The sequence below is a fragment of the Methylosinus sp. is20ea genome (genome assembly GCF_059718135.1).
This window is the reverse complement of sequence record NZ_AP046088.1, coordinates 1,443,456-1,467,589: the sequence shown is the minus strand read 5'-3', so window position 1 is coordinate 1,467,589 and position 24,134 is coordinate 1,443,456. Positions and strand designations below refer to the sequence as shown.

Genomic DNA, 24,134 nt, shown 5'->3' with positions numbered 1-24,134 from the left:
GGCAGGAAGGAGAGCAAAATGCATGCGAGGCTCAGCAAGACCACGCCGGACCGCGCCGCGGCGACCCGGCCCCGCGCGGCCGCGCGGCCGTCGCGCGGCGGGGAGTTGCTGCAACGCAAGAGCGGCTGCGCCTGCGGCGGCGGCTGCCCGCGTTGCCGAGCGGCGAGCGCCGGCTTGACGATCGGCGCGCCGAACGACCGCTATGAGCAGGAGGCCGATCGCGTGGCGGAGCGAGTCATGCGCGCGGAGAGCGTCGACGCCGCCGTGACGCCGGCGCCGTCCGAGCCGCAGCGCAAATGCGCCGCCTGCGATGCGCCGGGCGAATCTTCCTCGAGCGTGCAGGATGCGTTGCGCGCGCCCGGGCGCGCGCTTCCGACGAGCGCGCGCTCTTTCTTCGAGCCGCTGTTCGGCCGTGATTTCTCGAAGGTGAGGATTCATGCCGACGCGGCCGCGGCGCAGTCGGCGCGCGATATCGGCGCGCACGCCTATACGGTCGGGCGCGACGTCGTCTTCGCCGAAGGCCGTTTCGCGCCGGAGACGAGCGCAGGGCGGCGGCTGCTCGCCCATGAGCTCACCCATGTCGCGCAGCAGAGCGAGGGCGGCGAGAGACGCATTTCCCGAGAGCCGGAGGAGGAGCCGGCGTCGGAAACCCAGACCGAGACCGAAACCGATGCGCCGCGATCGCTGGAGGCGGCGCCGGGCGAGACGGCGACGGGCGAGACGTCGGCGGGGGAGACGGCGACGGAATTGGGCGAGAAGCCCGCCGCCGACGAGGCCGATCCCTGCTCCTATAAGGGAAAAGCCGTCAAGGATCGGGAAATCCATCTCAATCTCGCGATTCCCGCGGTGCGCGTGTTCCAGCGCGGCTCGTCCCACGTCCAATTCGACAATATCATCATCGGCCCGAACACGAGCCAGCTCGCGCGGCAGAACGGCTGGTGCCACATGTATCCGGTGCAGGGACATCAGCGTCTGACATCAAAAAAAGGGCTCGTCAATTTCGTCAATTATTGCGGAAACTTCGGGTTTCACAGCAATTTTTGGAACAAGGGCGGCGTGATCTCGCGCATTCCCGGAAGCCAGTCGCACGGCTGCGCGCGATTGCACGACGCCGACGCCAAATCGACCGCGAGCGATGAATCGAACAAGTTTTTCAATCTCGTGCAGGATGGCGATTGCGTGCGCCTGTATCATCGCGGCTTCTGGCGCACGCCGAGCTTCAAGCCCTGCAAATCAGACGGAGATTGCAGCCTCGACGAATGAGAGCGCTCGGGATGATCTTGAAATTCGCGCGTGAAATTTCGGTCGGGCGGCGTTCGCAAATTGCCGGCTCCGCATATGTTTTTCGCCGTCGATCGGGGTTTTTGAGATCAGCCGGTCGCGCGTGCTCGATGGACGGATTGCCAAAACAAATGTTCTGGGCCAGTCTTGCGCCCCCGCATTTGATGATTGTCGGAAAGCGCTTGTGCCGAGTACCAGGCTTTTTTGGGGGGTCGCAGGAGCGCCGCGCCGAATGAGCGCAACCGTCGTCGCCGGGCTCCGGGCCCTTTCCGCTCCCTATGCCCGATGCCGCGAATTCGCCGCGCGGAGACCTGTCGGATTCGGCGCGACGCTCGCGGCCTTCGGCGCGCTGGCGCGTTTCGGTCTGGAGGCGTCGTTCGGAGAGCAATTCTCTTCCGCGTCCTTCTATGTCGCCGCGCAATTCGCCGCTCTGGTCGGCGGCCTCGCAGCCGTGGTTTCGGCGGCGCTCGCCTCGGGGCTGCTCGCACGGTTTTTCTTCGAGCCATTCGACGCCGCCGCCTGGGTCGGTCTCGCCGTCGGGCTCGCTCTCGCCGTGCTGACGGCCGTGGTGATCGACGCGCTGCGCGCCCGTCCCCGCGACGAGACGCTCGCCGATCGCTTCGCAAGCGACGCAGCCTGTCTGCGCGCGCTATGGGAAGGCGGGCTGGTCGGCGCCTTCCGTTGGAGCAGCTGCGGCGCCGTCACCGACGCCAATGACGAATTTCTCCGAATGGTCGGTTATGGTCGCGACGATCTCGCCGCCGGCCGGATCGATTGGCGGGAGGCGGCGCGGCTCCGATCGCCCGGCGCGAGCGGCGCCGGCTTCGTCGAGACGGAGTTCGCGCGCAAGGACGGCGGGCGCACGCGGCTGCGCCTCCTCTTCGTCCCGCTCGACGAGAGATGCGCGCGCGGAGTCGCTTTCGCGCAGGGCCTCGACGACGCGCCGGAACCGTGCCGCCATGCGGAGCGACTGCGGGCGCTCGAACGCGAGGCCGTCGGCTTCGCTCACGATATCAATCAGCCGCTCACCGCGGCCACCGCCTATCTTCAGGCCGCGCGTCGCCAGGCGACGCTCGGCGGCGCGCCGCGATCGGAGGATCAGCTGGCCGCGATGGACCGCGCCGGCGCGCAATTATATCGCGCCGCGCGGCTCGTCGGCGAATGGCGCGAGCTTTTCGCTCACGACGATAACGAGATCGCGCTGCACGAGCTGATTCGCGACGCATGGGCGACCGTCCGCCGCGGCGCCGGAGAGACCGTTCACGTCGAGCTGCGCTTGGCGGCGGAGCGCGATCTCGTGATCGGCGATCGGTCGCAGATCGAGCAGGACTTGGTCGATCTCTTGCGCAGCGCCGTCGAGACGGCGAACGCCTCGCTCCACCCCGGGCTGATCCTCGCGACATCGACGAGCGGCGGGAAGATCGTCGTCGAAATCCGCGACGCGGGCGTCACGCCTCTGGCGTCGGCCGTGTCGCGGCGCGCCGAGGAGATCGCCGCGACGGAGCCGGCGACGTCGCGCGCCATCGTCGAGGGTCCTGGCGGCTGCGGCCGCTCGGAGGCGCGCGACGCCGGCCATGCGGCGTTCAAACTCGCTTTGCCTCTGGTCGTCGAGACCTGTGGATAGCGGGACTCACGCGGCGCAGTAGCTGGCGTGTCACAGCGAAATGAGCAAAATTATCGGCCCGCTGATGAAGCGGTAACGGAGGCGTAACCTATGGCTGCGTCCAAGCATTTCTCTGCCATTGCGCAAGCCAATGAAAGTAAAAGCGCTCGCAGGACAGGTTAGTATTAGTACCAAGCACTATCACTAAAAGTAATTCTCCTATAGTATAATTACTAGTGTTACCTGCGAGCCACAGGCGTCGTCTTTCTAGCGCAGACCTATATTAGGTTGTTTCCTTTACGATCGAGGCGGGCTAAAGAAGAGAAGTAGTCGATCGATAGTGGATAAATTATTCCCCGACGGAATTTGCAACGGCGCAGGGGTTCGGCGTCAGCCGAACCCCTTTTTTCATGACGATCCGTCGGGCGCCGCAGGTTGCGGCGCCCGTTTTCTTTTGCAGAAGATCGCTGAATTTCAGAGAAAAAGACCGCTGGCGCGCGGCCGCGGCGGTTTAGAGTGCTTCCAGCCTAGGTGGACGCCGGTTCGGCGTTGAAAGAGCGAGCCTCTAAGGCTCGCTCTTTCAAAACCCTTCAGTTCCGATGAAGCAGACCGCTAGAGTCCCTGCGGCCGCCCGGCGATCGACACCAGCAGCTCGCCATTGCCGAGCAGGCGTTTGGCCACGCGCCGCGCATCGTCGAGCGTCACCGCGTCGATCCGGCCATTGCGCTCGTCGAGATAGGAGGGCGAGAATCCGTCGAGCTGGAGATTGACCAACTGGCCGGCGATCTTCGTCGATGTGTCGAAGCGCAGCGCATAGGAGCCGGTCAGATATTTTTTCGCCTTGTCGAGCTCGTCCTCGCTCGGGCCCTCATTGGCGAGATCGGCGAATTGGCTCTGGATCACCTCCAGCGATTCGCGGGCGCGCTCGTTCTTCGTTGCCGCGCCGCCGACCAGCATGGCGCATTTGTCATATTCGTTGAGATGCGAATAGACCGAATAGGCGAGGCCGCGCTTCTCGCGCACCTCGTTGAAGAGCCGCGCCGTGAACACGCCGCCGCCGAGGATATGGTTGATGACCACGGCGCCGAAATAATCGGGATCATGGCGCTGCATGCCGGGTCGGCCGAAGCGGATCGCCGATTGCGGCACGTCGAGATCGATGATGCGGCGCTCGCCGAGCGCGTGAATGTCGATCTCGGCGACGGGGGTGAGACGGCTCTGCGCCGGCAGCGCGCCGAAGGTGGAGTCGAGCTTGGCGGCGAGCGTCGCCGCGTCTATGGCGCCGACGACGGCGATCTCGAGATCGCTGCGCGCCAGCAGGCGGGTCCGCAGCGCGTCGAGATCGTCGCGCGTCAGGCCGTCGAGGCTCTCCACGTCGCCGCGCGCCGGCCGGCCATAGGGATGGTCGGGGAAGGCGGCCTCGCGGAAGGCCCTGGCGACCATCGCGTCCGGATCATTGGCGTCGCGCTTCAGCCCGGCGGCGATCTGGCCGCGCACGCGGTCGATCGCCTGTTGCTCGAGCCGCGGCTCGCAGAGCGCGACGCGCAGCAGCTCGAAGGCCTCGTCGCTGTTGCGGGCGAGCGTCTGCATATGGCCGGAGATCGCGTCCCGGTCGCAGCCGAATCCGAGCCGAATCGCCAGATCCTCGACGGCGAGGTGGAAGGCGCGCGCGTCATAGGGACCGGCGCCCTCGTCGAGCAGTCCGGCGAGCAGAGTCGCGAGGCCGGCCTTGCCGGCCGGGTCCTGGGAGGCGCCGCCGCGCATGGCGAATTCGAGCGCGACGAGCGGAACGGCGTAGCTCTCGACGAGCCAGGCTTCGATCCCGCCGGGCGTGACGACGCGCTGAATGGTCTCGGCGCGGCTGCGGGCAGGCGCGATGGCGTGGGCTGTCATTGAAATTCGCTCCGATGTCAGGCGGCGAGCTCGGCTTCGTCTTCGCCTTCGAGGAAACCGGTGACGGCCCGGCGCTTCTGCAGCCATTTGCGGGCGGCGGCGGCTATGTCTTCGGCGCTCACCGCGTCGATGCGCTCCGGCCAGGCGGCGACGTCCTCGACCGCGAGGCCGGTGGCGAGCGATTCGCCATACCAGCGGGCGAGCGACACCTGGCTGTCCTGCGCATAGACCGCATCGGCGACGAGCCGGTTCTTGGCGCGCTTCAGATCGGCCTCGGCGATCTCGGCCGCGGCGAATTTGTCGAGCGCCGCGTCGATCGCGGCGTCGAGCTGCTCCAGCGAGACGCCGGGGCCGGGCGTGGCGAAGATCCAGAAGCGCGTGTCGTCCAGCGCCGAGCCCATGTAATAGGCGCCGGCGTTGACCGCGACCTTCTGCTCCACGACGAGCGAATCATAGAGCACGCTCGACGGCCCGCCGCCCAGCACATGGGCGAGAACCTCGAGCGTCTCGGCCGCGCCGGGCGCGCCGGTCGTATAGGAGGGCACGAGGAAGACGCGCTCATGCGTCGGCTGCTCGACCTTCTCGTCGGCGAGCGTCACCAGCCGATGGGCGCGCGGCTCCGGCTCGCGCGGGCGGCGGCGGCTCGGCGCGTCGTCGCTGGCGGGGATGCGGCCATAGGTCTTCTCGGCGAGGTCGCGCACCGTCTCGAAATCGACGTCGCCGGCGACGATGAGGATGGCGTTCTCGGGCGTGTAGAAGCGATGATAATAATGGAGCGCGTCCTCGCGGCCGAGCGTCTCGATCTCATGGCCCCAGCCGATGATCGGCGTTCCATAGGGATGGTGCGGGAACAGCGCCGCCTGCACCGCCTCGTCGAGCTGGGCGGAGGGGTCGTTCTCGGTGCGCATGCGGCGCTCCTCGAGCACCACCTCGCGCTCCGGCCCCACCACCTCGTCGGAGAGGACGAGATTGGTCATGCGGTCGGCCTCGAACTCCATCAGCGTGCCGAGATGCTCCTTGCCGATGCGCTGGAAATAGGCGGTGTAGTCATAGCTGGTGAAGGCGTTCTCCTGGCCGCCGAGCTCGGAGACGAGATTGGAGAACTCGCCCTGCGGATGGGCATGCGTGCCCTTGAACATCAGATGTTCGAGAAAATGCGCGATTCCCGACTTGCCGAGCGGGTCGTCGGCGGAGCCGTTGCGATACCAGATCATATGGGTGACGACCGGCGCGCGGCGGTCGGCGATGACGACGATCTCTAGCCCGTTGGCGAGGCGCGAATGGACGACTCCGGCGGCGGCGTTCTCGCTCTTGGCGGTTCCGGCGCGCGCGGCGTCGGTTTTGGCGGCGGCGGAGCTGGCGGCATGATCGGCCGCGATCGCCTCGGCCCCCGGCTGTGTCATCGGCATAATGATCTTTCCTCGCTATAGCGCGTTCGACCGCGTCCGGCGCCCGGGCGCGCGCCGGCCAAGAGAATTCGGCGCCAGTTCGTCCCCCGGGGTCTCGCCCGTACGCTTCGACGCGAGCATTCGATCTATATAAGCATGAAAGCGTGGCCTGTCAGGCGCCGCGAAAGCTCGGCCCAGGGCGCCCAGGGCTCCGAATCCCGGTTAACAGTTCCTACACAATCGTGTCATGGCCGCGCTTGCCGTCGACAAGCGCGGCCATGACGCTTGAAAGGTGTCGGCTCGTCAGCCCGAGTTCGGAGCCCTGCCTCGGCGCCTGGAGCGTTGCCGCGGCCGCGGCTCGCAGGCATTATCCAGCGATCCGAATCGTCGGCGCGAAACCCGAGCGCCGCATGGGGGATCGCATGGCTTTCACGAGACGTTCTTTTCTGGCCGGCCTCGCCGCCTGTCCGCTCTGCGCCGCGGCGGCGCGCTCCGAGAGCGCGCATTGGACCTATGACGATCCGCAGCATTGGGGCGCGCATGACGAGGCGGCCAAGGCCTGCTCGCTCGGCGCCGAGCAATCGCCGATCGACCTCACCGATGCGGTGAAGGCCGACGCTCGCCCGCCCAAGCTCGGCTGGAAGCCGCAAGCTTACGAGATCGTCAATAATGGCCATACGATCCAGGCCAACGCCGCCGCCGGGGGTGGCGTCGCCGAGCTCGACGGCCGCAAATTCGAGTTGAAGCAATTCCATTTCCACACGCCGAGCGAGCATGCCCTCGGCGGCAAGCGCACGGCCATGGAGGCGCATTTCGTCCATGCCGGCGACAATGGCGATCTATTGGTGGTCGGCGCTTTCCTCGTCGCGGGCCGGGCGAACAAGGCTTTTTCGGCGTTGATGGCCGCCGCGCCGAAGGAGGAGGGCAAGGCCGCGCTGAAGGCGCCTCTCGACGCCTCCGCTCTGCTGCCCAAGGGAAAGAAATTCTTTCGCTACGAGGGCTCGCTGACGACGCCGCCCTGCTCGGAAGTGGTGCATTGGAACGTCTTCGCCGAGCCTGTGGCCGTCGCCCAGGCCGACATAGACGCCTTCAAGACGCTGTTCCCGATGAACGCCCGCCCGCTGCAGCCGACGCATCGCCGCATCCTGCTGAGCGGCGGCTGAGGAGCGGGGTTCAGGCTCGGCGGCTCAGGAGCCGCCGAAAAGCTTGCCGATCATCCCCACGGGATTGGTCCAGCCGGGCTTTTCCTCTTCTTCCTTGGCGCCCTTGCCGCCCGCGACCTTCTGGCGATAGGCCTGCGGCGGCTCCGTCAGATAGGAGCGCGTCGAGGACTCGCCGGCGCCGCGGGTCTTGGTGGCGCTGGCGCCGGGCTCGTCGGCGTCGGTGGTGATCGTGCAATGGCCGTCCGAGGCCGTGACCAGACATTTGCGCGGGCCGTCGTGCTCGCCATTCTTCGAGCCGGCGACATTGGGATTTTCGTTGAGGCCGGGCTGGCGCGCCGGCGCCTGGGCGCCCTTGCGGCGCGCGATCTCCTGATCGACCGGCCAGGAGGCGGGGCGCTCGGTCTCCGCCTGCGGCGAGGGAAGCCCCTGACGATTGGGCGGCACGACGAGCTTGGGATGCTCGCGGAAGACGATCTTCTGATTTTCCTCGTCGTCGGAATAGACGCCAATGAAGCCGAGGACCGATGTGACCGTCGATTTGTCGTCATAGGCCGCGGCCGGCGCGACTCCCGCGCCGCCGAGAAGGACGAGCGCGAGCCCGCAACACGCCGGCGCCCGATGCAGAGAGGCTGTCGCCCGTTTCATCGCCCAGATCTCCTCCCATGGACGCGGCCCCCTTGCCGAAGCGCGCGCAATTCCCAGAGCCGCATTGTTACGGCCCGCTTATTGGCATTTTAGAGGCGCGCGGCCCTCCGGGCCAGCCGAAATCGACGCGAGATCTAGCTGGCCGCCGGGGTGGGCCGCGCGGCGCCGGCGCGAAAGCTCTCCAGCAGCAGCAGAACGACCCCGAGAAAAATCGCCGCATCGGCGACATTGAACACGTAATTGGCCAGCGGCCCCACCGGCAAGGCCGTGTGAAAGAAGAAGAAATCCGCCACCGCCCCGCGCGTGAGCCGGTCCGCGACATTGCCGAGCGCGCCGCCTACGACGAGGCCGAGCGCCGCCGCCGTCAGCCGTCTCGGGGCGCGCCACAGCCAATAGGCGAGGCAGCCGACGATCGACAGTTGGAACGCCACCAGCAGCGCGCGCGTCGCCTCGGTCTGCGAGGAGAGCAGAGAATAGGAGACCCCGAAATTCCACGACAGCACGAGGTCGAGAAAAGAGGTGAGGCGAATCGGCTGGCGCTGCCCGATGTCGAAGACATGCAGCATCCAGAATTTATGCGCTTGGTCGAGCGCCAGGGCGGCCGCCACCGCCGCGAGGCCGAAGGCGCGAGGGCTGGAAAATCCGGGGCCGGAAAACCAGGGGCGATAGACCAATAAACTCCCTCCAGCCATCGGCGGCGCCGGGCCTCATTTCGACGAAATGGTCACGCCCGAGGCGGCGACGAATGGATAGACGCAATCGCCGAAATTCACGACCTCTTTCGAGACAGCGTGGATATCTTGCAGCAATTGTTGGAAGTTCCCGCTCACCATGGTCTCGCTCGAGGCGTGTCTCACCTCGCCGTCCTCGATATAGAACGAGTTTTTGGCGATTCCAGAAAAATCCAGATTGTCATTGGGCGCGCCGCCCGAGAAGCGGGAGAACAGAATTCCGCGCTTCACCCCGGCGATCATATCGGCGAGGCTCGTCTCCCCCGGCCGCACGCGGCTGTTGCGCACGCCCGCCGTCTGCGCCATGCCGAGCTTGCGCGAGAAGAAATAACCGATGAGGAAATCCTTCAGCACGCCATCCTCTATGATCGGCAGATCGCGTGTCGGCACGCCGAAATCGTCGAAATCCGAACCCTCCGAGAAATCCGCGGAGCGCGGGGCGTTGTCGAGCGAGAACAATGGACTGGCGATGCGCTCGCCGCGCTTGTCCTTGAACGGCGAGGAGCCGGCGAGCAGCGCCGGGCCGGAGAGCGCGCCGGCGATGGAGGGCAGCAGCCCGGTGAGGCAATGCGGCGTGACGATCACATCGCCGACGAATTTTCCCGCGACAGGCCGGCGCTCCAGCGAGCGCTCGCATTCGGCCATCAGCCGCCCGACCCCGGCGGCGTCATAGAGCGAGGCGAAGGGCGAAAAAGCGCTCCCGCCCGCGGCGTTGAAAGATGTGGTGAGCGGCCCGTCCTTGGCCATGAACATGGCGCGATAACCGTGGCGGCCACGCCGCTCGCGCTGGCGCAGGCCGCCCGAATTGGCGAATTCGGTCTCCTGTTCCGTAAACGTATAGAGACTGTCGCGCAGCCGCAGCAGCGGATGGCGCGAGGGCAGGCTCTCCAGAAACTCATCGACCTGCGCGCGCATGGCGGCGCGATCCGGCTCGGTGGGGCCGTGATCGCCGGGCGGCAGCGAAGGCGCCTCGGCGATGTCGTTGGCGGGATCGGCGACGCCCGCTTCGGCCGCCGTGGCTGCGGCGGCGATCGCCGCCTCGACCTCCTCCGGCCGGCGGCCGTTGAGCGTTGCGCCGCCGCGCTTGCCGTCGCGAAACAGGGTGATCGTCGTCGTCTCATTCTCGGTGGAGCGGACAAGATCGACGCTGCGATGATCGAATTCGATCTCGAAATAGCGCGTGCGGCTGCTCAGCGCCTGCGCCGCAGTGGCGCCGGCCGCTTTCGCTCGCGCGAGAATCTGGTCGAGAAAATCATCCGAAGCGGCGCTCATCCGCGTCCTCCCAGAGTGACGCGGCATTTGATCGAAGGGCCGCCCATGCCGACGGCGATCGGCTGCTTCTTGCCGCACCAGCCGCCGCCCGCCGCCCAGCGGAAATCATCGCCGACATGGGTGACGCTCTTCAGCATGTCGAAGGCGACGCCGGAGATCGTCGTGTCGCGAATGGCGCGGCCGAGCTTGCCGTCGCGAATCTCATAGCCGCAATTGACGCCGAACATGAATTCGCTGGTGGCGTCCGCCTGGCCATTGGTGGAGCGCTTCAGATAATAGCCGCGCTCGATCGCACCGATCATGTCGGAGAGCTTGTCGTTTCCCTTGGCGATGAAGGTGTTGCGCATGCGCACCAGCGGCTCGTCCTGGAAGGAGAAGGCGCGCGCGTTGCCGGCGGGCTCCGCGTCCAGCATTTGCGCGGTGCGTTTATTGTGCAGAAAGTTTTTCAGCACGCCATTCTCGATGATGGCGACGTCGCGGCAGGGCGTGCCTTCGTCATCGACATGAATGGCGAAGGAGGATTTGCCATCCGGCCCGCGTCCGCCATAATCGCCGAGCGTGATCTTCTCGCTCGCCACCAGCTCGCCGAGATGATCGCCGGCGACCGAGCCCGCGAGCACGAGATCGGCCTCGCAAGTATGGCCGATCGCCTCATGGGCGAGAATGCCGGCGAGCGCTGCGTCGAGCACGACATCGTGATCGCCGGCCTCGCATTGGCCGCCCTCGGCCTTGCGCCGCAAATTCTCGTGCAGCTCCTCGAGCCAGGGCGCGAGCGTCGCCTCGTCGAAGGATTGATCCTCGATCTCGCCGAAGCCGCCGAGAATGTCATAGAGCTCGACGATTCCGTCATTGGCGGCGACGCTCATCGAGACGACGAGCGCCGCGCGCGGCACGAAGGAATAGGTCGCGGCGCCGTCGCTATTGGCGAGAATCTTCTCGCTCGCATGGCTGGACAGAGCGATATCGACATTGACGAGGCCCGGATAACGCGCGCGGATCGCCTCGTCGAGCCGCCGCACAATGTCGACGCGCTGCTCTGCCGAGAGCGGCGCGCGCTTGCTGCGATAATCATAGCTTCCGCTTCCGGCGGCGGTGGAGAGCGCGCCGCTCGCGGCGTGACCGCCGGCGAATTCGGCATTGTCCTTGGCGGTGGCGATGACGGCGGAAAGGCTCGTCTCGTCATCGGCCGGCGCGGCGGCGAAGCCGAAGGCGCCGTTGCGATAGAGCCGCGCCGAGACGCCGCTGTCGCGCGAGCGTCCATTGGCGAGCAGCACGCCTTTGCGCATCATGATGCGGGAGGAATGATTGGCGTGCCAGCGTAATTCCCCATAGGCGGGCAATTGCGCCGCGCGCGCGACGAGCCGGTCGAGCATATTCGCGGCCTTTCGGGTGAAATGAGCTTCTGGCGGCAATATAGCGGAACGAGTCGGTGAGCGAAATGACGACCTATCGGCCGCCGCGGCGATCGAGTGAAGTTCTCCTCATCCTGAGGAGGGCCCGAAGGGCCCGTCTCGAAGGACGAGGAGAGCTTCATGCGCCGCCTCGGAAATCGCCCTCGGAAATCGCCCTCGAAAGACCGCGCGTGACGCGCTTCCCTCTCCTTCGTCCTTCGAGACGGCCTCTGCGAGGCCTCCTCAGGATGAAGGAGAGGAAGGCGCTTCGTCGATACGCCGCGTGTCGGCGAGCGATTGCGGCGCCGTCAATATTCCCATTCGACGCCGACGCCGAGCGAGGATTTGCCGTCGACCTTGGTTTCGCCCTTCACGCGGACATTCTTGGTGACGTCCACGCCGACGCTGACGGCGGTCTGCTCCGGCTTGGCGCCTGTGCGCACGCCGACGCTGATATTGTCGGAAATATAGCGCGAGGCGCCGACTGTCGGCCCGCTGGAGCCGCCGGCCTCGAGATCGAGCGAATCGACGCCGAGCGCCTTGCGCATTTTCTCGAATGCGTCGACGCCGGTTCCGGCGCCGGAGAATTGCGCCAGAGCGGTGGCGAGCTGCACCGCCTGAAAGGCCGACAGCGAGCCCGACGCTTTGGCGAAGAGCAGGCGCGAGAGAACCTCGTCCTGCGGCAGCTCCGGCGAGGAGGAGAAGGTGAAGCTCGGCAGCGAGGCCGGCCCGGAGACGCCGATTTTCGCGGTGACGTCGCTGGCCGTCGTCTCGGCGGTGAAATCGAGCTGCGGCGTCAATCCGCCGGCGAAGGTCAATTTGCCGCGCGTGATGTCGATGCGCTGCGTCAGCAATTGCAGCTTGCCGCGGCGCAGATCGAAAGCGCCGTTGACGACGGGCTTTTGAACCGCGCCGCTCAGTTTCAATTCGCCGCCGAATTCCGCGTCTATGCCGCGGCCGCGCACGAAAATGCGATTGGGCGCGGCGATGGTGAGGTCGATCGCCGCGTCGAAGGGCGAACGCTTGGCCGCGCGCGCTTTCTCCTTGGCTTCCAGCGCCAACATTTGCTTGGCGAAATCGCGCGGCGAAATATGGACCGCGCCGCGCGGCGCCTGGAAGGAGGCGGGCAGCCGATCGGGAACATTCACCTCCATCGTCGTCAGCGTCACGCGGCCGGAGACTTTCGGCGAACGTGCGAGCGGGCCGCCTATGTCGAGGTCGAGATCGGCGGTGGCGGAGACGAGATCGCTGCTGACGAGCTGCGCATTTTTGGCCTTGATGCGAATGGCGCCGGGCATTCCGGCTTGCGGCTCGATGGCGATCTGGCCGGTCGCGGCGATCTGCCCGCCATTCTTGGTGAGCGCGGTCAATCGCGTGATCGCGATCTCGCGGCCATGTCCGTCGAGCTTGGCGTCTATATGGTCGAGATAGACGCCGTTCAGCGGATCGGAGAAGGAGCCGTTGGCGAGCGTGACGCCGCCCTCGATCGCCGGCGCCGAGACGGAGCCGGCGATGCGCAGATCGACATTGGCCTTGCCGCGCAGGCTCTGGCCATTGGTGGCGAGCGCCGTGTCGGCGAGCTTGGCGTCGGCCTCGCCTTTGACCTTCAGATCGAGCGCGCCGGTTGTGTCGATCGGCGCCGAGCCCGTGATGGCGAAACGCCCGCCGGAGCCGAGCGCAATGTCGGCGTCGAGGCTGGTGCGCGCGCCGGCGAGCGCTCCATGCGCGGCGAGATCCAGCGGCGGCAGGCCATTGCTGCGCAATTGCGGCGCGGAGAGCTTGGCGATCTTTAGCTTCCAATCGCCGTTCGGCGCTTTCTTGTCGCCGGTGATGCGCGCTTCCGCGTCCAGCGCGCCGTCGAGCGAGAGGCTCGCATCGGCGATGGAAGCGATGGAGAGCGGAATGGCGCGGGCTCTCGCGGTGAGATCGAGCCGCTCGCCGATCGTTCCGTCTATGTCGAGCCGGCCGGCGCCGAGCGCGAGAGCGATTCCTTTCAGCTCCACGACGCCGGCGCCCAGCGTGACGCTCGCCGGGCCGGTCAGGGCGATGCGCTTGCCGGCGCGTTGCGCGGACAGCGATTGAATGTCGAGCCGCGTCCGCTCGCCCGGCGTCAGCGTGGAGCGGCTGGCGATTGCGAAACCTTCCGCATCGACGGAGAGGTCGAGAGAGGTGGCGGCGCCGGCGGGCGCGGCGAGAAGGCGCGCCTTGGAAATCACCTTGCCGGCGATGCGCGCCGATTCCACCGCGACGCTTCCATCGAGCGCGGGACGGCGGCGCAGATCATGGCCGGAGAGTTTCGCGCTCAGCCTTTCGATGGCGGCGTCGGCGGCGCGAATGCGCGTCCCCTGCGCTTCGATCGTCACATTCTGCGCGCCCTGCTCCGCGTCGAGGGATATGTCCGCCTGCAGCGCGCCGGAGAGCTTGCGCAGGGCCAGCGCCGAGAGATCGTCGAGATCGGGCGCGGCGAGCGAGAGGCGCCCGCTGGCGAGGCCTTGCGCATCGAGCATGACGGCGCCGTGGAGCGTCGCGCGGCCGATCGCGAGATCGAGATTGTCGAGCCTCCAGCCGGCCTCCTTGCGCGCGTTCAATTTTCCGCGCGCCGGGGCGCCGTCAATGGCGCCGTCCAGCGTCGCGGTCGCGACGAGCGCGCCGGTGAGATCGCGCGCGGAGCCATAGAGCGCGAGCTTTTGGATCGCATGGCCGTCGAGGCGGGCGTCTTCGAGCCGCGCGTCGAAATCGGCGTTCGGCCTGTCGGCCGAGCCCATCGCCTTCACGGAGATTTCGGCGCGGCCGGAGAGCCGCGGATCGGCCGGGCGCAGATCGGCGATGTCGATCTTCGCGCCGACGTCGAGGGCTTCGCGCATCGCCGCGCCGTCGATCTTGGCGGAGAGATGTTCGCCGCGCAGCGACAGGCCTTCGAAGCGCAGACCGCCGCCGGGAAGCGAGGCGACCGCGCCGCCGAGCGCGAGGCGGCGGCCGAGCAGTCTTTCGAGCGCGGGCGCGCCGAGCGGCGGAGCGGCGAGCGTTCCGCTCAGCGTCGCGGTCATCCGCTCGTCTTTCGGAACGCCCTTCAGCGCTATGGCGAGATCGAGCGGGCGCGGCGCGTCGCTCGACGCCGTCGCGCTGCGGATGGCGATGTCGCCGGCAAGCGCGCCATCGTCGCGCAAACTCGCTGCGCCGGCGAGCTGCGTGGTCCCTTCGAAGAGCGCTGCGGCGGCGCCGGGCAGCAGCGGGGCGAGACGGCTCGCGAGATCGAATTCGAGCCGCCGCGCCGCGCCATTGCGCGTCAAATGGGCCCGGCCCTCGGCGCCGATCTTCTCGCCCGCTTTCGCGGCGAGATGGGCGGCGAAATCGTCGAGCCGTCCTTCGCCGGTCAAAGCGATATCGACAGGCGGCAGGCCGGGCAGCGCAGCGAGGCGGGCGATGGCGCCGCCCTCGGGCTCCTGCGCCGTGACGGAAAGGGCGATCTTGCCCCCGTCCGCCGCTATATCGGCTTTCGCGGCGATGGAGCCGGGCGCGTCCAGCCGGCGAATGTCCAAGGCGAGGCGCGCGCCATTGTCGAGCGCGGCGTCGCCGCTCGCGGTGAATTTCGCCGCGGCGCCGAGAACCGGCTCGGCGAGCGAGAGCGAATCCAGCGCCAGCCGGCCGAGGCGGATGCGCATGGGAAGATTCGGGAGCGCAAAGCCGCCGCCGCTCTTGGACGTTTCCGCCGCCGCCGCCGCGCGCGCGGGCGCCGGACGGCGCGCTATGTCGATCGCGCCTATGGCGAGCGTCTCGACATCGACACGCAGAGAGAAGAGCGCGGAGGGCGACCAGTCGATGGCGATCCGGTCGATCTTCGCAAAGACGCCGTCCCGATCGGCGATGGAAATGTCGCGCAGCAGCGGATGCGCCGACAAAGGGTCCTCGAAGGCGCCGATGTCGATTTTCAGATCGGGCGAGGAGGCGGCGCGCGAGACGAGATCGGCGAGGACGCTCTTGCCCTCGCGCGCCTGCATGCGCAGCGCGAGCGCGCCCGCGACGCCGAGCAGCAGCAGAGCGCCGAAGGCATAAGCGAGAATGCGGCGAAAGCGCATCAGAACGACTCCCCGACGCCGATGAAGATCGCGAATTTGTTCTCGCCGGGACGCCGGCCGAGCGGCGTCGCCACATCGAGGCGGACGGGGCCGATCCCTGTGTAATAGCGCAGGCCTATGCCGACAGAAGAACGCATGGACGACTGGAAGTCGGGAAATGGCGCGGAGAAGGCCGAGCCGATATCGTAGAAGGGAACCACGCCGATCTCGCGCGTCACTTTTATGCGCGCCTCGGCCGAGCCCTCGAGCAGGCTGCGTCCGCCGACCGGAAAGCCGAGGCCGGCGTCCGGGCTCAGCGAGCGATAGCGATAGCCGCGCACCGAGCCGCCGCCGCCGGCGAAGAAGCGATGGCTCGCTGGAATATCCGCTATGCTCGCGCCGACGATCGAGCCCGCGGCCATGCGGCCGGCGAGCACATACCAGCCGTCCTCGTCCAGCGCCTGATAGAAGGAGATCTGCGTCTTCGATTGCACCATGCCGACGCTGTCGCCGAAGGCTTTCACATAGGGCGTGACATTGGCGACGGCGCGAAAGCCGCTGGTCGGCGCGAGAAGATCATTGGTTCCGTCGTAACTGGCCGAGAGCGGGACGCCGAGCAGCGAATAGTCGTGCGGGCCGAAGGCGTCGAATGTGTGCCCGCGCTCGAATTCGAGGCCTGCCTGCACAGAGGCGGAATCGCTGAAGCGATGGCGGATCGCGGCGGAGGCGGCGCCGTAATAGGCCCAGTAATAATCGGTCTTCTCGCGCACGACGCCGGCGTCGAGGAGCAGATCGTCGCGCGAGCCGAACAGCGCCGGCTTCACGAAGCTCGCCTTGGCGCGGCCGATGACGTCGTCGAGGCGAATGGAGGAGAGGCCGTGATAGGTCGCCGAGCTGCCGAAGGGCGCGAGGCCGCCCTCGACATCGAAACGCAGCCTTTCGGCGCCGCCGAAGAGATTGCGGTCGGTCCAATAGGCGCGCAGGCCCGGCCCGTCGACATTGGAGAAAAAGGCGTCCGCGCCCACCGCATGGCGCTTGCGCTCGCTTGTCTGCACGAAGATCGGCAGATCGCCATTGGCGTCGAGCTTTTCGCCGTCCTCGACCTTCACCGAGCCGACGGCCTCCAGCCGGCCGACGGATTTGCGCAGATCGGCGAGCTTCTGCGGACTATAGGGCTCGCCCTGTTCCAGATAGATGAAGGAGCGAAGCACCTCCGGGTCTATGCCGGGCGAGCCGCTCGCCGTCACCTTGCCGATTCCCGCGCGCGGGCCGGGGTCGATCGTCACGACCACATCCATCGCCGTTTCGGGATGCAGAATGGTCGGCTTCGCCGCGACGACCTTGGCGAGCGGATAGGAATTGGCGCGCAGCGCGTCGATCCAGGCGGTCTGCATGGATTGCAGGGCGGCGGCGCGCGCCGGCTCATCCTTGTCGCGCTCCAGCGATTTTTTGGAGAGCAGCGCTTCGTCGAGCGGCTTGCCGCTGCGGGCGTCGAGAAGCGCGACATTGCGCAAATGGAACAGCGGGCCGGGCACGATCTCTATGCGGATCGGCGCGAGCGCCTGGCCGCGCAGCCGCTCGGCCGCGGCCGCCGCGACATCGGCGCCATGCCCGTCCGGGCGCACCGGCACGCCGACGATCGTCGCCTTTATCTCCGCGTCATAATAGCCGCTCGCCCACAGCGCCTCGGCGAGGCGCGGGAAATCGGCGACGACGCGCCGCGCGAGGCCTGCGCCGGTGGGCGGCGCCTGCAGGCGCAGCCGCCATGTGTTGGAGACGTCCTGGAGATTGCGGGCGAGGCCCTCCGCCTCGTCGAGGCCGGCGAATTCGATTGTGTAGGGCAGGGCGTCGCGGCTCGGCTCGGGCGTCTCCTCGGCGGAGCCGAAGAGGCCGAACAGATCGAACGCGCGGGCGGGAGTGGCCGCATCCTGCCCGCAGCACGCCAGGAGCGCAGTCATGCCCGCGAGTCGCACGCCAAGGAGTCGCACGCGCAGGAATCGTACGTCCAGGAAACGCACGCTCAGGAAACGCTTCACATATTTCACTTCGACAACGACCCGAGCCAAGGATGCCCGCACCATAAGCGGAGCCCTGCAAGCGGTCCATCGCGTTAAGCTTAACGATACAACCTATGGTTAAGGATATCTTACTCTTCTCGGGCGTGTGACGTTCGCGTCACACCGCTCTCTCGATCCCAGGCTCGCGGGCCGCCTGCCGCCGCGCGGGAGCGAGCACCGGAGCGATCGTCTCGAGGTTTCGCCCCTCATGGTCGAAGGCGAGGCGCTTCAGTGGCGCGCCATAGAGCGCGCGCAGATTCTCCTCGGTCAGCAGCGCATTCGCCGGGCCGACGAGATAATCGCCGTGGCCGCGCATCAGCAGCACATCGTCGGCGACGGCCAGCGCATGATGGGGATGATGCGTCGTCATCACCACTGTCAGGCCGTCGTCGCGCGTCAGCGCGGCGATGCGCTCCAGCACCAGCGCCTGATTCTCGAGATCGAGCGCCGAGGTCGGCTCGTCGAGCACGAGAATATCGGCCTCGGCGACGAGCGCGCGTGCGAAAATGACGAGCTGGCGCTGGCCGCCGGAGAGCGCGTGGAACGGGCGCTCGGCGTAAGCGGCCATGCCGAAGCGGTCGAGCGCCGCCAGCGCCGCCTCCTCATCCGCGCGCGAGGGCTGCGCGAACAGGCCGATTTTGCGCGCGCGTCCCATCAGCGCCATGTCGAGCACAGTATAGTCGAAGCTCACCTCGAAGAGCTGTGGCACGAAGGCCACGCGCCCTTTCACCTCGAGGGCGCCCTCGCAGGGCTTCAGCGCGCCGATGACGAGATGCAGCAGAGTGGTCTTGCCGCGCCCATTGGGGCCGAGCAGAGCGAACACGCCGCCGCGCGCGATCTCCGCCTCGCAATGGCGCAGCGCCCAGACCTCCGGCGAATAGAAAAAGCCGAGATCGCGAAGAGAAATGGCTGTTTCACTCACGCATCCAGCCTTTCGATTGCGTCTTCCAGAACAGGAACGCGAAGATCGGCGCGCCCACCGCGCTCGTCAGCAGGCCGATCGGAATCTCCTGCTCGGTGAGGCTGCGCGCGATATCGTCCATGGCGAGGAGATAGAGGCCGCCGAGCGCCGCCGCCGTCGGCAACAGGCGCGTATGCTCCGGCCCGACCAGCATGCGCGCGAGATGCGGCACGATGAGCCCGACCCAGCCGACGCCGCCGGAGACGGAGACCTGCGCCGCAACAATCAGCGCGACGAGTCCCATCAGCCCCCAGCGCAGAGCGTCGACATCGAGGCCGAGCGCCTTTGCGTCGGTCTCGCCGAGCGAGAGGAGATTTATGCGCCAGCGCAGCGCCAGCAGCATCGTCCCTGCGAAAAGCGTCACGCCGGCGACGATCGCCACTTTCTCATAGGTCGCGCCGGCGAAGCTGCCGAGCAGCCAATAGACGATGGAGGGCAGCTTCACCATCGGATCGGCGAGCGTCTGCAATAGACCGACCAGCGAGCCGCAGAAGCCGCCGATGATGACGCCCGAGAGCACGAGAGCGAGCGCGCCGCCGCGTCCCGCGAGCCGGGCCAGCGCGAAAGCGGCGGCAAGCGCGGCGAGACCGGAGCCGAAGGCGAGGCCGACGACGCCGAGCGGCGGCCAGGAGAGCATGATCGCCGCGACGCCGCCGAGCGACGCGCCGGAGGAGACGCCGGCGATCTCCGGCCCGACGAGCGGATTGCGAAAGACGCCCTGCATGGCCGCGCCCGACATCGCGAGCCCTATGCCGCAGAGCGTGACGAGAAGAATGCGCGGCATGCGCACGATCTCGACCACGACCCAGGGCGCGTTCTCATAGTCGCCGACGGCGTTGATCGGGAAAGTGGTGAAGACGATATGCGCCACCTGCGCGAAGGGAACGGGATAGCGCCCCAGCGTCAGCGAGAACAGCATCAGCAGAAACAGCAGGGCATAGAGCAGGATCGGAAGGCTCTCGATGAAGGGCCTGCGAGCCGGTCCCGAATCGACTCCGACGGCGAAAGCCAATGTCTCCCTCCCTCATCCGCGTTATGCAGGTGAGATATATTGCATGGGCTCGCTACGGTGCAAAAGCCGATTCTTGTGGCGCCGATGGCGTTTTCTTCTGTTTTGACGGCCTTTTGCGGTCCGAATGCGAGCGTGGCGACAGCGGGCGCGACGCGCCGGACGCACGCGCATCTCAGCAAAGGGCCCGCTCTCTCCCGGTTTTGCGAGCAAAGCGCCTCGTCGGAAAGCGGAACAGCAATTATTTGTTTCTGGACAAATGATTATCCGATTGCAAACAAATAAAAAAACGTTGACAGCGCCGCGTCTCGCTCACTCGATCTCATCATGTCGACGCTCGAGGTCGTGGGCGCGCTCGGCATGGCGCTCGGCGTGCGCCTCTTCGTCGCCGCGAGCACGCTCGCCGATCTGCCTGCGCTGAATGATCGCCTGGATCGTCTGCCGCAAAATCCGAGCGGCTGGCGCTATCTCTGCCCGTTCTTCTATTTCGGCTGGGGCGTGCGGCATGAAGACGAGCGCGTCGACGAGACGACGCGCTCGGCGCGTGGCGCGCTTCTCTGCCCCGAGGGACGATGCGCGAGGAGCTGGCGATCCGAGCGCGAATGGATCGAGCGCATTCGGTCGGGGACAGCGGAGCCGCGCGAAGTCGATCTCGTCATCAATGTCGACGACGACAATATCGATGCGCTCGAGAGCATGAGCTGCGAGGCGATCGGCGCCGACTACCGCGCGCGCACGTGCGCCGCCTATGCCGCTATTCCCTCGCTCGCGGAATTATGCGATCGCTATGGCTGTCGCGACGGGACGAAAATCTATCCGCTCGAGCGCGGCATAGAGATGAAATGGCTCGATCGCCACCTCTTGGAGCATCCGACCGATTTCGAACGCCAGCTCACCCATCTGCAAATGGGAAATTAGAATGCGCCATTCGCGATCGAGAGGCCGTGACGGCCGCGTGCAAAACGCCGGCTTCGCCGTCGCTTGCGGGCTCGCTCTCGTCATCGGACTGCTCGCGCCGAAGGTCCGGCCGAAAGCCACGAGCGCTTCGACGACGCCCTATGTCGACATGCTCGGCCGCGCGCATGATTTTTCCGCGCCGCCGCGCCGCATGGTCTTCACGGCCAATATTCTGCCGGCCTATCTCTCGTCGACGCAGAGCCTCGACGCAGTGGTCGGCGCGAGCGAGCTCGGCCGGTCGTCGATGAGCTCGGGCCGTCTCGATCGAATATTTCCGCAGGTGAATCGGCTCGCCCGGGTCGGCGGCTTCGACATTCCGAATTTCGAAGAGACGATGAAGCTGTCGCCGGACGCCGTGCTCGGCTGGGCGATGCAGCTGCGCCTGTTCGAAAATTCGGCCTTCGATTTCGTCGGCTTCCAGATCGGCTTTCCGCTCATGCCGACCGAAATCCTTCTCTGGCGTAAATTGGTCGAGTTTTGCGGTGATTCGACGATCGTCGGCCCCACTCTCACGCGTTATGACGCCGATATGGCGGCGATCGTGGCGAGCCTGCGCGATGTCGAGCAGCCGGTGAGCATCCTCGCGGTCGTGGCCAATTCCACGAAAAGCTGGGTCGGGGGATCGAAATATTATCTCAATGAGCGGCTCGATCTCGCGCGCGGCGTCAATGTCGCGCGCGTCGGCGCGGCGACCGCGACGTTCTCGCTCGAGCAGCTCGCGCTCTTCGATCCGGACGTCATTTTGCTGCAAGCCTTTCCGTCGCCGCTCGAGCCGAGCGTTTTCCTCGACGATCCCGCCTGGCGGCTGCTCCGCGCGGTTCGCGCCGGCAGAGTCTATCGCATGCCGGATTTTCCGCTCTTCCTCGCTCCGGTGTTCGATCCGCTGCTGGTGCGATGGCTGGCCGAGGTCCTGCACCCGCGCGTCGACGCGGGCGATATGCGCGCCGCGCTGCGCCGCGCCTATCGAGACACATTTCACTATGAGCTCGACGATCGGGACATTGACGAGCTGATCGCCGTCGAGGCCAATCGACGCTCCTTCGGCTATCGCCGCTTCGAATCGGAGCGGCGCGCTTCCGCAAAGTGAAGAGGCCGCGAAGGGCTTTCGGCCTTTTTTCAGAGCGTTTCCAGTCGAAGTGGACGCCGGTTCGGCGTTGGAAACGCGTCAAAAGCAAAAGCTCTCGCTTTCTTTCATTGGAGCGAATTCTGATCGATCGAACGATTCCGTTCGATCGGAAAGCGCTCTAGAATTTGAATCCGACCTTCGCCAGCACGGTGCGCGGCGCGCCGGGGAAGTAGATGCCATTGCTCGACGTCTGCTGATAATAGCCGCTGCTGATCTGGCCGATATAGGCGGTGTCGAACATATTCATGCAGGTGACGCTGGCGGTGATCGTTCCCCAGTCGATCTTGTGCTCATATTTCACGGTGAGATCGAATGTCGAATAGCCGGCCAGCGGCTGATAGCCGGATGTGTCGCCGGCGCGCGAGCCGACGATGTGCAACACCGGCGTGATGGTGAATTGCTCTATGCGCAGATCGCCGCCGATCGTCGAAACAAAATAGGGCACATCCGGCAATTGCTTGCCCTTCACGCGCGTCGAATAATAGATCGTCGATGAGGCGCCGGGCAGGATCGGCAGGTCTTCGACGAATTCGGCGCGCTGATAGCCGAGCGAAGCGAAGAGATCGACGCTTTCGAGCGGCGAATAGCGCACGACCGCCTGCGCGCCGTAATTCTGGCTCTCGCCGACATTCGCGCCATATTGCGTGCCGACGCCCGGATCATAGGAAACGAGCTTATTATGGTTGCGCGAGTAATAGACCGTCGGCTCCACATAGCCGGAGCCATAGGCGCCGGAGAAGGACCAGCGCAGGCCGAGATCGAGCAGAGTCGAGGTTTCCGGCTTGATCGAGCGCCACAGCTGATCGGCGGTGATGCCCTTGGCGAGGAAGGTCGCCGCATTCTGCTGGAACACAGGCCACGCGTCATAGCCCGGCCCGCCATAGCCGCCGCCGCCGCTGAATTTCAGCAATAGATCGTCGGTCAGCCGATAGCTGAGCGCGCCAAAGGGCAGGAAGGTGCCGATGGTGAAGGGCGACACGCTGCGATTGGCGATGACGCCCTGGGACAGCGACAGCGCCGTGTCATAGGAGACATCGCCTATGCCGGTCGTATTATAGGCGTCTATGCCGGCCATGCGCTCCCAAATATAGCGCGCGCCGGCCTCCACATGCAGCGGTCCGAAATCATGGCTCGCGAGGCCATAGGCGGAATCGAATGTGTGCGACGCGGTCTGCTTGGAGAGGATCGCCCAGCTCGGGCTGGTGAGGCCGCCGCCCGCATTGGGGGCGAAGGTCTCCCAGGCCGTCGGCGGTCCGGGAAGATTCTGCACGCCATGCCAGAAGCCGAGCTTGGCGTCCGTGTCCAGCACGCGCGTCTGCAGCTCGCTCACCACGCCCCACATATCGTGGTCGATGATCCATTTGCGGATGCGGCCATTGGCCTGTCCGTCGAGATAATAGCCGTCCTCGCGGAAATAATAGGGCTTGACCGTCAAGTGCGTCGTCTCGTCGACCTTGACGGTGATCTCGGAGAGCGCCGTCCAGGAATCGAAATGCTGCAGATTATAGCCGTAGTAATTGACCTGGGAGGCCGTCGTCGGACCCGGATAGGCCGCGAAATCGAAGCGGCGGTAGGCGCCGAGATTGCTCGCCTGCTGGTAATTGAGGCCGGCGTAGCTGTGCTCGTCGAAGCTGCTCTTGGCGACGAAGAGTTTCGCCTCCAGCCAGTCGACGGGCTTGGTGTCTATGCCGACGGCGAAACCCGATTTGCCCTGCGGGTCCTTGCCGGAGCCGCGCCATTTGTCGGCGTCGGTGAATGAGCCGGAGACGAAAGCCTTGGTCGTGCCGTTCAAAATCTCGCCCGTGTCGATGCGGGCGAAAGTGCGCAGAAAGGAGAAGGAGCCGACGCTCTGCGAAATTTCGCCGCCGAATTTCTCCGCGGGCCAGCGCAGGCGGCTGTCGAAATTGCCGCCGACGGTGAAATAGGAGTTCACATCGGAGGGCATGGGGCCCTGACGCAGCACGATCTTGCTCAGATTTTCATTGTCGATGAGCCAGGTGGCGCCGGGGCCGGGATTGATGCCGGAGAGCGGCAGCCCCTCCACCGTGCCGATGCTGTTGCCATGCTGGCTGACCTCGCCGCGGATGCGAATTCCCTTATTGCCGCCCGGCATATTGGCGAGGCCATAAGGATCGATCGCCGGCGCGTCGACGGAGGGCAGCCAGGAGACGCCGCGAATGGGATTGGAGCCGCCGCCGCCGCTGGCGAGATCGAGCCCGCGGGCGTCCGCGGCATAGGCGGTGGAGCTATCGGACGCCGAGCCGATGACGCCGCTGTCGGGCTTTTTCTTCGGCGCGGCCGGCTCCGCCCCGATGGAGATTTCCGGCAGAGGCGTGAAGGTCTCGGCGATCGCGCTATCGGCGACGGCGAGCAATGCGACGAAAGACGCGCCGCCGAGGAGAAGGGAGGAGCCGCGTCGAGAGGAGCCGCGTCTCTTGCGCGCAAACATCGTCATGTCGTCAGCCTTTCGCCGTCCCGGGCCGACGCCCCGCTCGGCCGCCGCTCGATTCGTGATGTAAGCCAGTTACCTAAATAGACGCGCTTCAGGCGGCAAGTCTATTCTGACGGCAAATCGACGCATATCACGTCACAACTCGTGATA

The 24,134-nt window shown here is 66.3% G+C and carries 16 protein-coding genes; 5 read left to right on the top strand and 11 right to left on the bottom strand.

The window, feature by feature from the left end; genetic code table 11:
* Positions 1-18 precede the first annotated feature (18 nt).
* Together AC6IY7_RS06705 and AC6IY7_RS06700 are read left to right on the top strand one after the other, a co-directional pair.
* Positions 19-1,263, top strand: a complete 1,245-nt coding sequence (locus tag AC6IY7_RS06705) for an eCIS core domain-containing protein (RefSeq protein ID WP_497782292.1) — start codon at positions 19-21, stop codon at positions 1,261-1,263.
* Between the two features lie 250 nt (positions 1,264-1,513).
* Complete coding sequence (locus AC6IY7_RS06700) at positions 1,514-2,905, top strand: sensor histidine kinase (protein WP_497782291.1); 1,392 nt, start codon at positions 1,514-1,516, stop codon at positions 2,903-2,905.
* A 591-nt stretch (positions 2,906-3,496) separates the two neighbouring features.
* On the opposite strand, the gene AC6IY7_RS06695 is transcribed toward AC6IY7_RS06700, so the two are convergent.
* A complete protein-coding gene (locus AC6IY7_RS06695; protein ID WP_497782290.1) occupies positions 3,497-4,777 on the bottom strand; it encodes a M16 family metallopeptidase in 1,281 nt (426 codons plus the stop codon).
* Between the two features lie 17 nt (positions 4,778-4,794).
* On the bottom strand, positions 4,795-6,186 hold the full coding sequence (locus AC6IY7_RS06690) for a M16 family metallopeptidase (RefSeq protein WP_497782289.1): 1,392 nt from the start codon (positions 6,184-6,186) through the stop codon (positions 4,795-4,797).
* Between the two features lie 401 nt (positions 6,187-6,587).
* Between AC6IY7_RS06690 and AC6IY7_RS06685 the strand changes: the two genes are divergently transcribed.
* On the top strand, positions 6,588-7,328 hold the full coding sequence (locus tag AC6IY7_RS06685; protein WP_497782288.1) for a carbonic anhydrase: 741 nt from the start codon (positions 6,588-6,590) through the stop codon (positions 7,326-7,328).
* Positions 7,329-7,352: 24 nt separating this feature from the next.
* Here AC6IY7_RS06685 and AC6IY7_RS06680 read toward each other — a convergent pair whose 3' ends face one another.
* From AC6IY7_RS06680 to AC6IY7_RS06645, 8 genes are all read right to left on the bottom strand, one after another.
* On the bottom strand, positions 7,353-7,973 hold the full coding sequence (locus AC6IY7_RS06680) for a hypothetical protein (protein WP_497782287.1): 621 nt from the start codon (positions 7,971-7,973) through the stop codon (positions 7,353-7,355).
* A 134-nt stretch (positions 7,974-8,107) separates the two neighbouring features.
* Entirely contained in the window at positions 8,108-8,665 is a 558-nt protein-coding gene (gene lspA / locus AC6IY7_RS06675; RefSeq protein WP_497782286.1) for a signal peptidase II, read from the bottom strand.
* A 15-nt stretch (positions 8,666-8,680) separates the two neighbouring features.
* A complete protein-coding gene (locus AC6IY7_RS06670; RefSeq protein WP_497782285.1) occupies positions 8,681-9,976 on the bottom strand; it encodes a TldD/PmbA family protein in 1,296 nt (431 codons plus the stop codon).
* Positions 9,973-11,349: a TldD/PmbA family protein gene (locus AC6IY7_RS06665; protein WP_497782284.1), complete on the bottom strand. Its 1,377-nt coding sequence runs from the start codon at positions 11,347-11,349 to the stop codon at positions 9,973-9,975. Before AC6IY7_RS06665 ends, AC6IY7_RS06670 begins: the two co-directional genes overlap by 4 nt.
* A 326-nt stretch (positions 11,350-11,675) precedes the next feature.
* The gene (locus AC6IY7_RS06660) at positions 11,676-15,443 is read right to left on the bottom strand and encodes a translocation/assembly module TamB domain-containing protein (RefSeq protein WP_497782283.1); all 3,768 of its coding nucleotides are present in this window, start codon (positions 15,441-15,443) and stop codon (positions 11,676-11,678) included.
* Positions 15,443-17,380 (bottom strand): autotransporter assembly complex protein TamA, encoded by a 1,938-nt coding sequence (locus AC6IY7_RS06655; RefSeq protein WP_497782282.1) that lies wholly within the window; start codon positions 17,378-17,380, stop codon positions 15,443-15,445. The genes AC6IY7_RS06660 and AC6IY7_RS06655 overlap by 1 nt, the downstream gene beginning before the upstream one ends.
* A gap of 217 nt (positions 17,381-17,597) precedes the next feature.
* Positions 17,598-18,401 carry an ABC transporter ATP-binding protein gene (locus AC6IY7_RS06650; protein ID WP_497782281.1) on the bottom strand — a complete coding sequence of 268 codons (804 nt, stop codon included), beginning with the start codon at positions 18,399-18,401 and terminating at the stop codon, positions 17,598-17,600.
* Positions 18,394-19,359, bottom strand: coding sequence for a FecCD family ABC transporter permease (locus AC6IY7_RS06645; RefSeq protein WP_497782795.1), 966 nt, complete (start codon positions 19,357-19,359; stop codon positions 18,394-18,396). Before AC6IY7_RS06645 ends, AC6IY7_RS06650 begins: the two co-directional genes overlap by 8 nt.
* A 417-nt stretch (positions 19,360-19,776) precedes the next feature.
* Here AC6IY7_RS06645 and AC6IY7_RS06640 point away from each other — a divergent pair, with 417 nt between their 5' ends.
* Entirely contained in the window at positions 19,777-20,367 is a 591-nt protein-coding gene (locus AC6IY7_RS06640) for a hypothetical protein (protein WP_497782280.1), read from the top strand.
* Between the two features lies 1 nt (position 20,368).
* On the top strand, positions 20,369-21,493 hold the full coding sequence (locus AC6IY7_RS06635) for a TroA family protein (protein ID WP_497782279.1): 1,125 nt from the start codon (positions 20,369-20,371) through the stop codon (positions 21,491-21,493).
* A gap of 157 nt (positions 21,494-21,650) precedes the next feature.
* On the opposite strand, the gene AC6IY7_RS06630 is transcribed toward AC6IY7_RS06635, so the two are convergent.
* Complete coding sequence (locus AC6IY7_RS06630; RefSeq protein ID WP_497782278.1) at positions 21,651-23,987, bottom strand: TonB-dependent receptor; 2,337 nt, start codon at positions 23,985-23,987, stop codon at positions 21,651-21,653.
* Positions 23,988-24,134 lie beyond the last annotated feature (147 nt).

Coding starts and splice junctions, on each gene's coding strand:
- AC6IY7_RS06705 (WP_497782292.1), top strand. CDS start 19: ATGCATGCGAGGCTCAGCAAGACCACGCCGGACCGCGCCGCGGCGACC.
- AC6IY7_RS06700 (WP_497782291.1), top strand. CDS start 1,514: ATGAGCGCAACCGTCGTCGCCGGGCTCCGGGCCCTTTCCGCTCCCTAT.
- AC6IY7_RS06695 (WP_497782290.1), bottom strand. CDS start 4,777: ATGACAGCCCACGCCATCGCGCCTGCCCGCAGCCGCGCCGAGACCATT.
- AC6IY7_RS06690 (WP_497782289.1), bottom strand. CDS start 6,186: ATGCCGATGACACAGCCGGGGGCCGAGGCGATCGCGGCCGATCATGCC.
- AC6IY7_RS06685 (WP_497782288.1), top strand. CDS start 6,588: ATGGCTTTCACGAGACGTTCTTTTCTGGCCGGCCTCGCCGCCTGTCCG.
- AC6IY7_RS06680 (WP_497782287.1), bottom strand. CDS start 7,973: ATGAAACGGGCGACAGCCTCTCTGCATCGGGCGCCGGCGTGTTGCGGG.
- lspA (WP_497782286.1), bottom strand. CDS start 8,665: ATGGCTGGAGGGAGTTTATTGGTCTATCGCCCCTGGTTTTCCGGCCCC.
- AC6IY7_RS06670 (WP_497782285.1), bottom strand. CDS start 9,976: ATGAGCGCCGCTTCGGATGATTTTCTCGACCAGATTCTCGCGCGAGCG.
- AC6IY7_RS06665 (WP_497782284.1), bottom strand. CDS start 11,349: ATGCTCGACCGGCTCGTCGCGCGCGCGGCGCAATTGCCCGCCTATGGG.
- AC6IY7_RS06660 (WP_497782283.1), bottom strand. CDS start 15,443: ATGCGCTTTCGCCGCATTCTCGCTTATGCCTTCGGCGCTCTGCTGCTG.
- AC6IY7_RS06655 (WP_497782282.1), bottom strand. CDS start 17,380: ATGACTGCGCTCCTGGCGTGCTGCGGGCAGGATGCGGCCACTCCCGCC.
- AC6IY7_RS06645 (WP_497782795.1), bottom strand. CDS start 19,359: ATGCTGTTCTCGCTGACGCTGGGGCGCTATCCCGTTCCCTTCGCGCAG.
- AC6IY7_RS06640 (WP_497782280.1), top strand. CDS start 19,777: ATGTCGACGCTCGAGGTCGTGGGCGCGCTCGGCATGGCGCTCGGCGTG.
- AC6IY7_RS06635 (WP_497782279.1), top strand. CDS start 20,369: ATGCGCCATTCGCGATCGAGAGGCCGTGACGGCCGCGTGCAAAACGCC.
- AC6IY7_RS06630 (WP_497782278.1), bottom strand. CDS start 23,987: ATGACGATGTTTGCGCGCAAGAGACGCGGCTCCTCTCGACGCGGCTCC.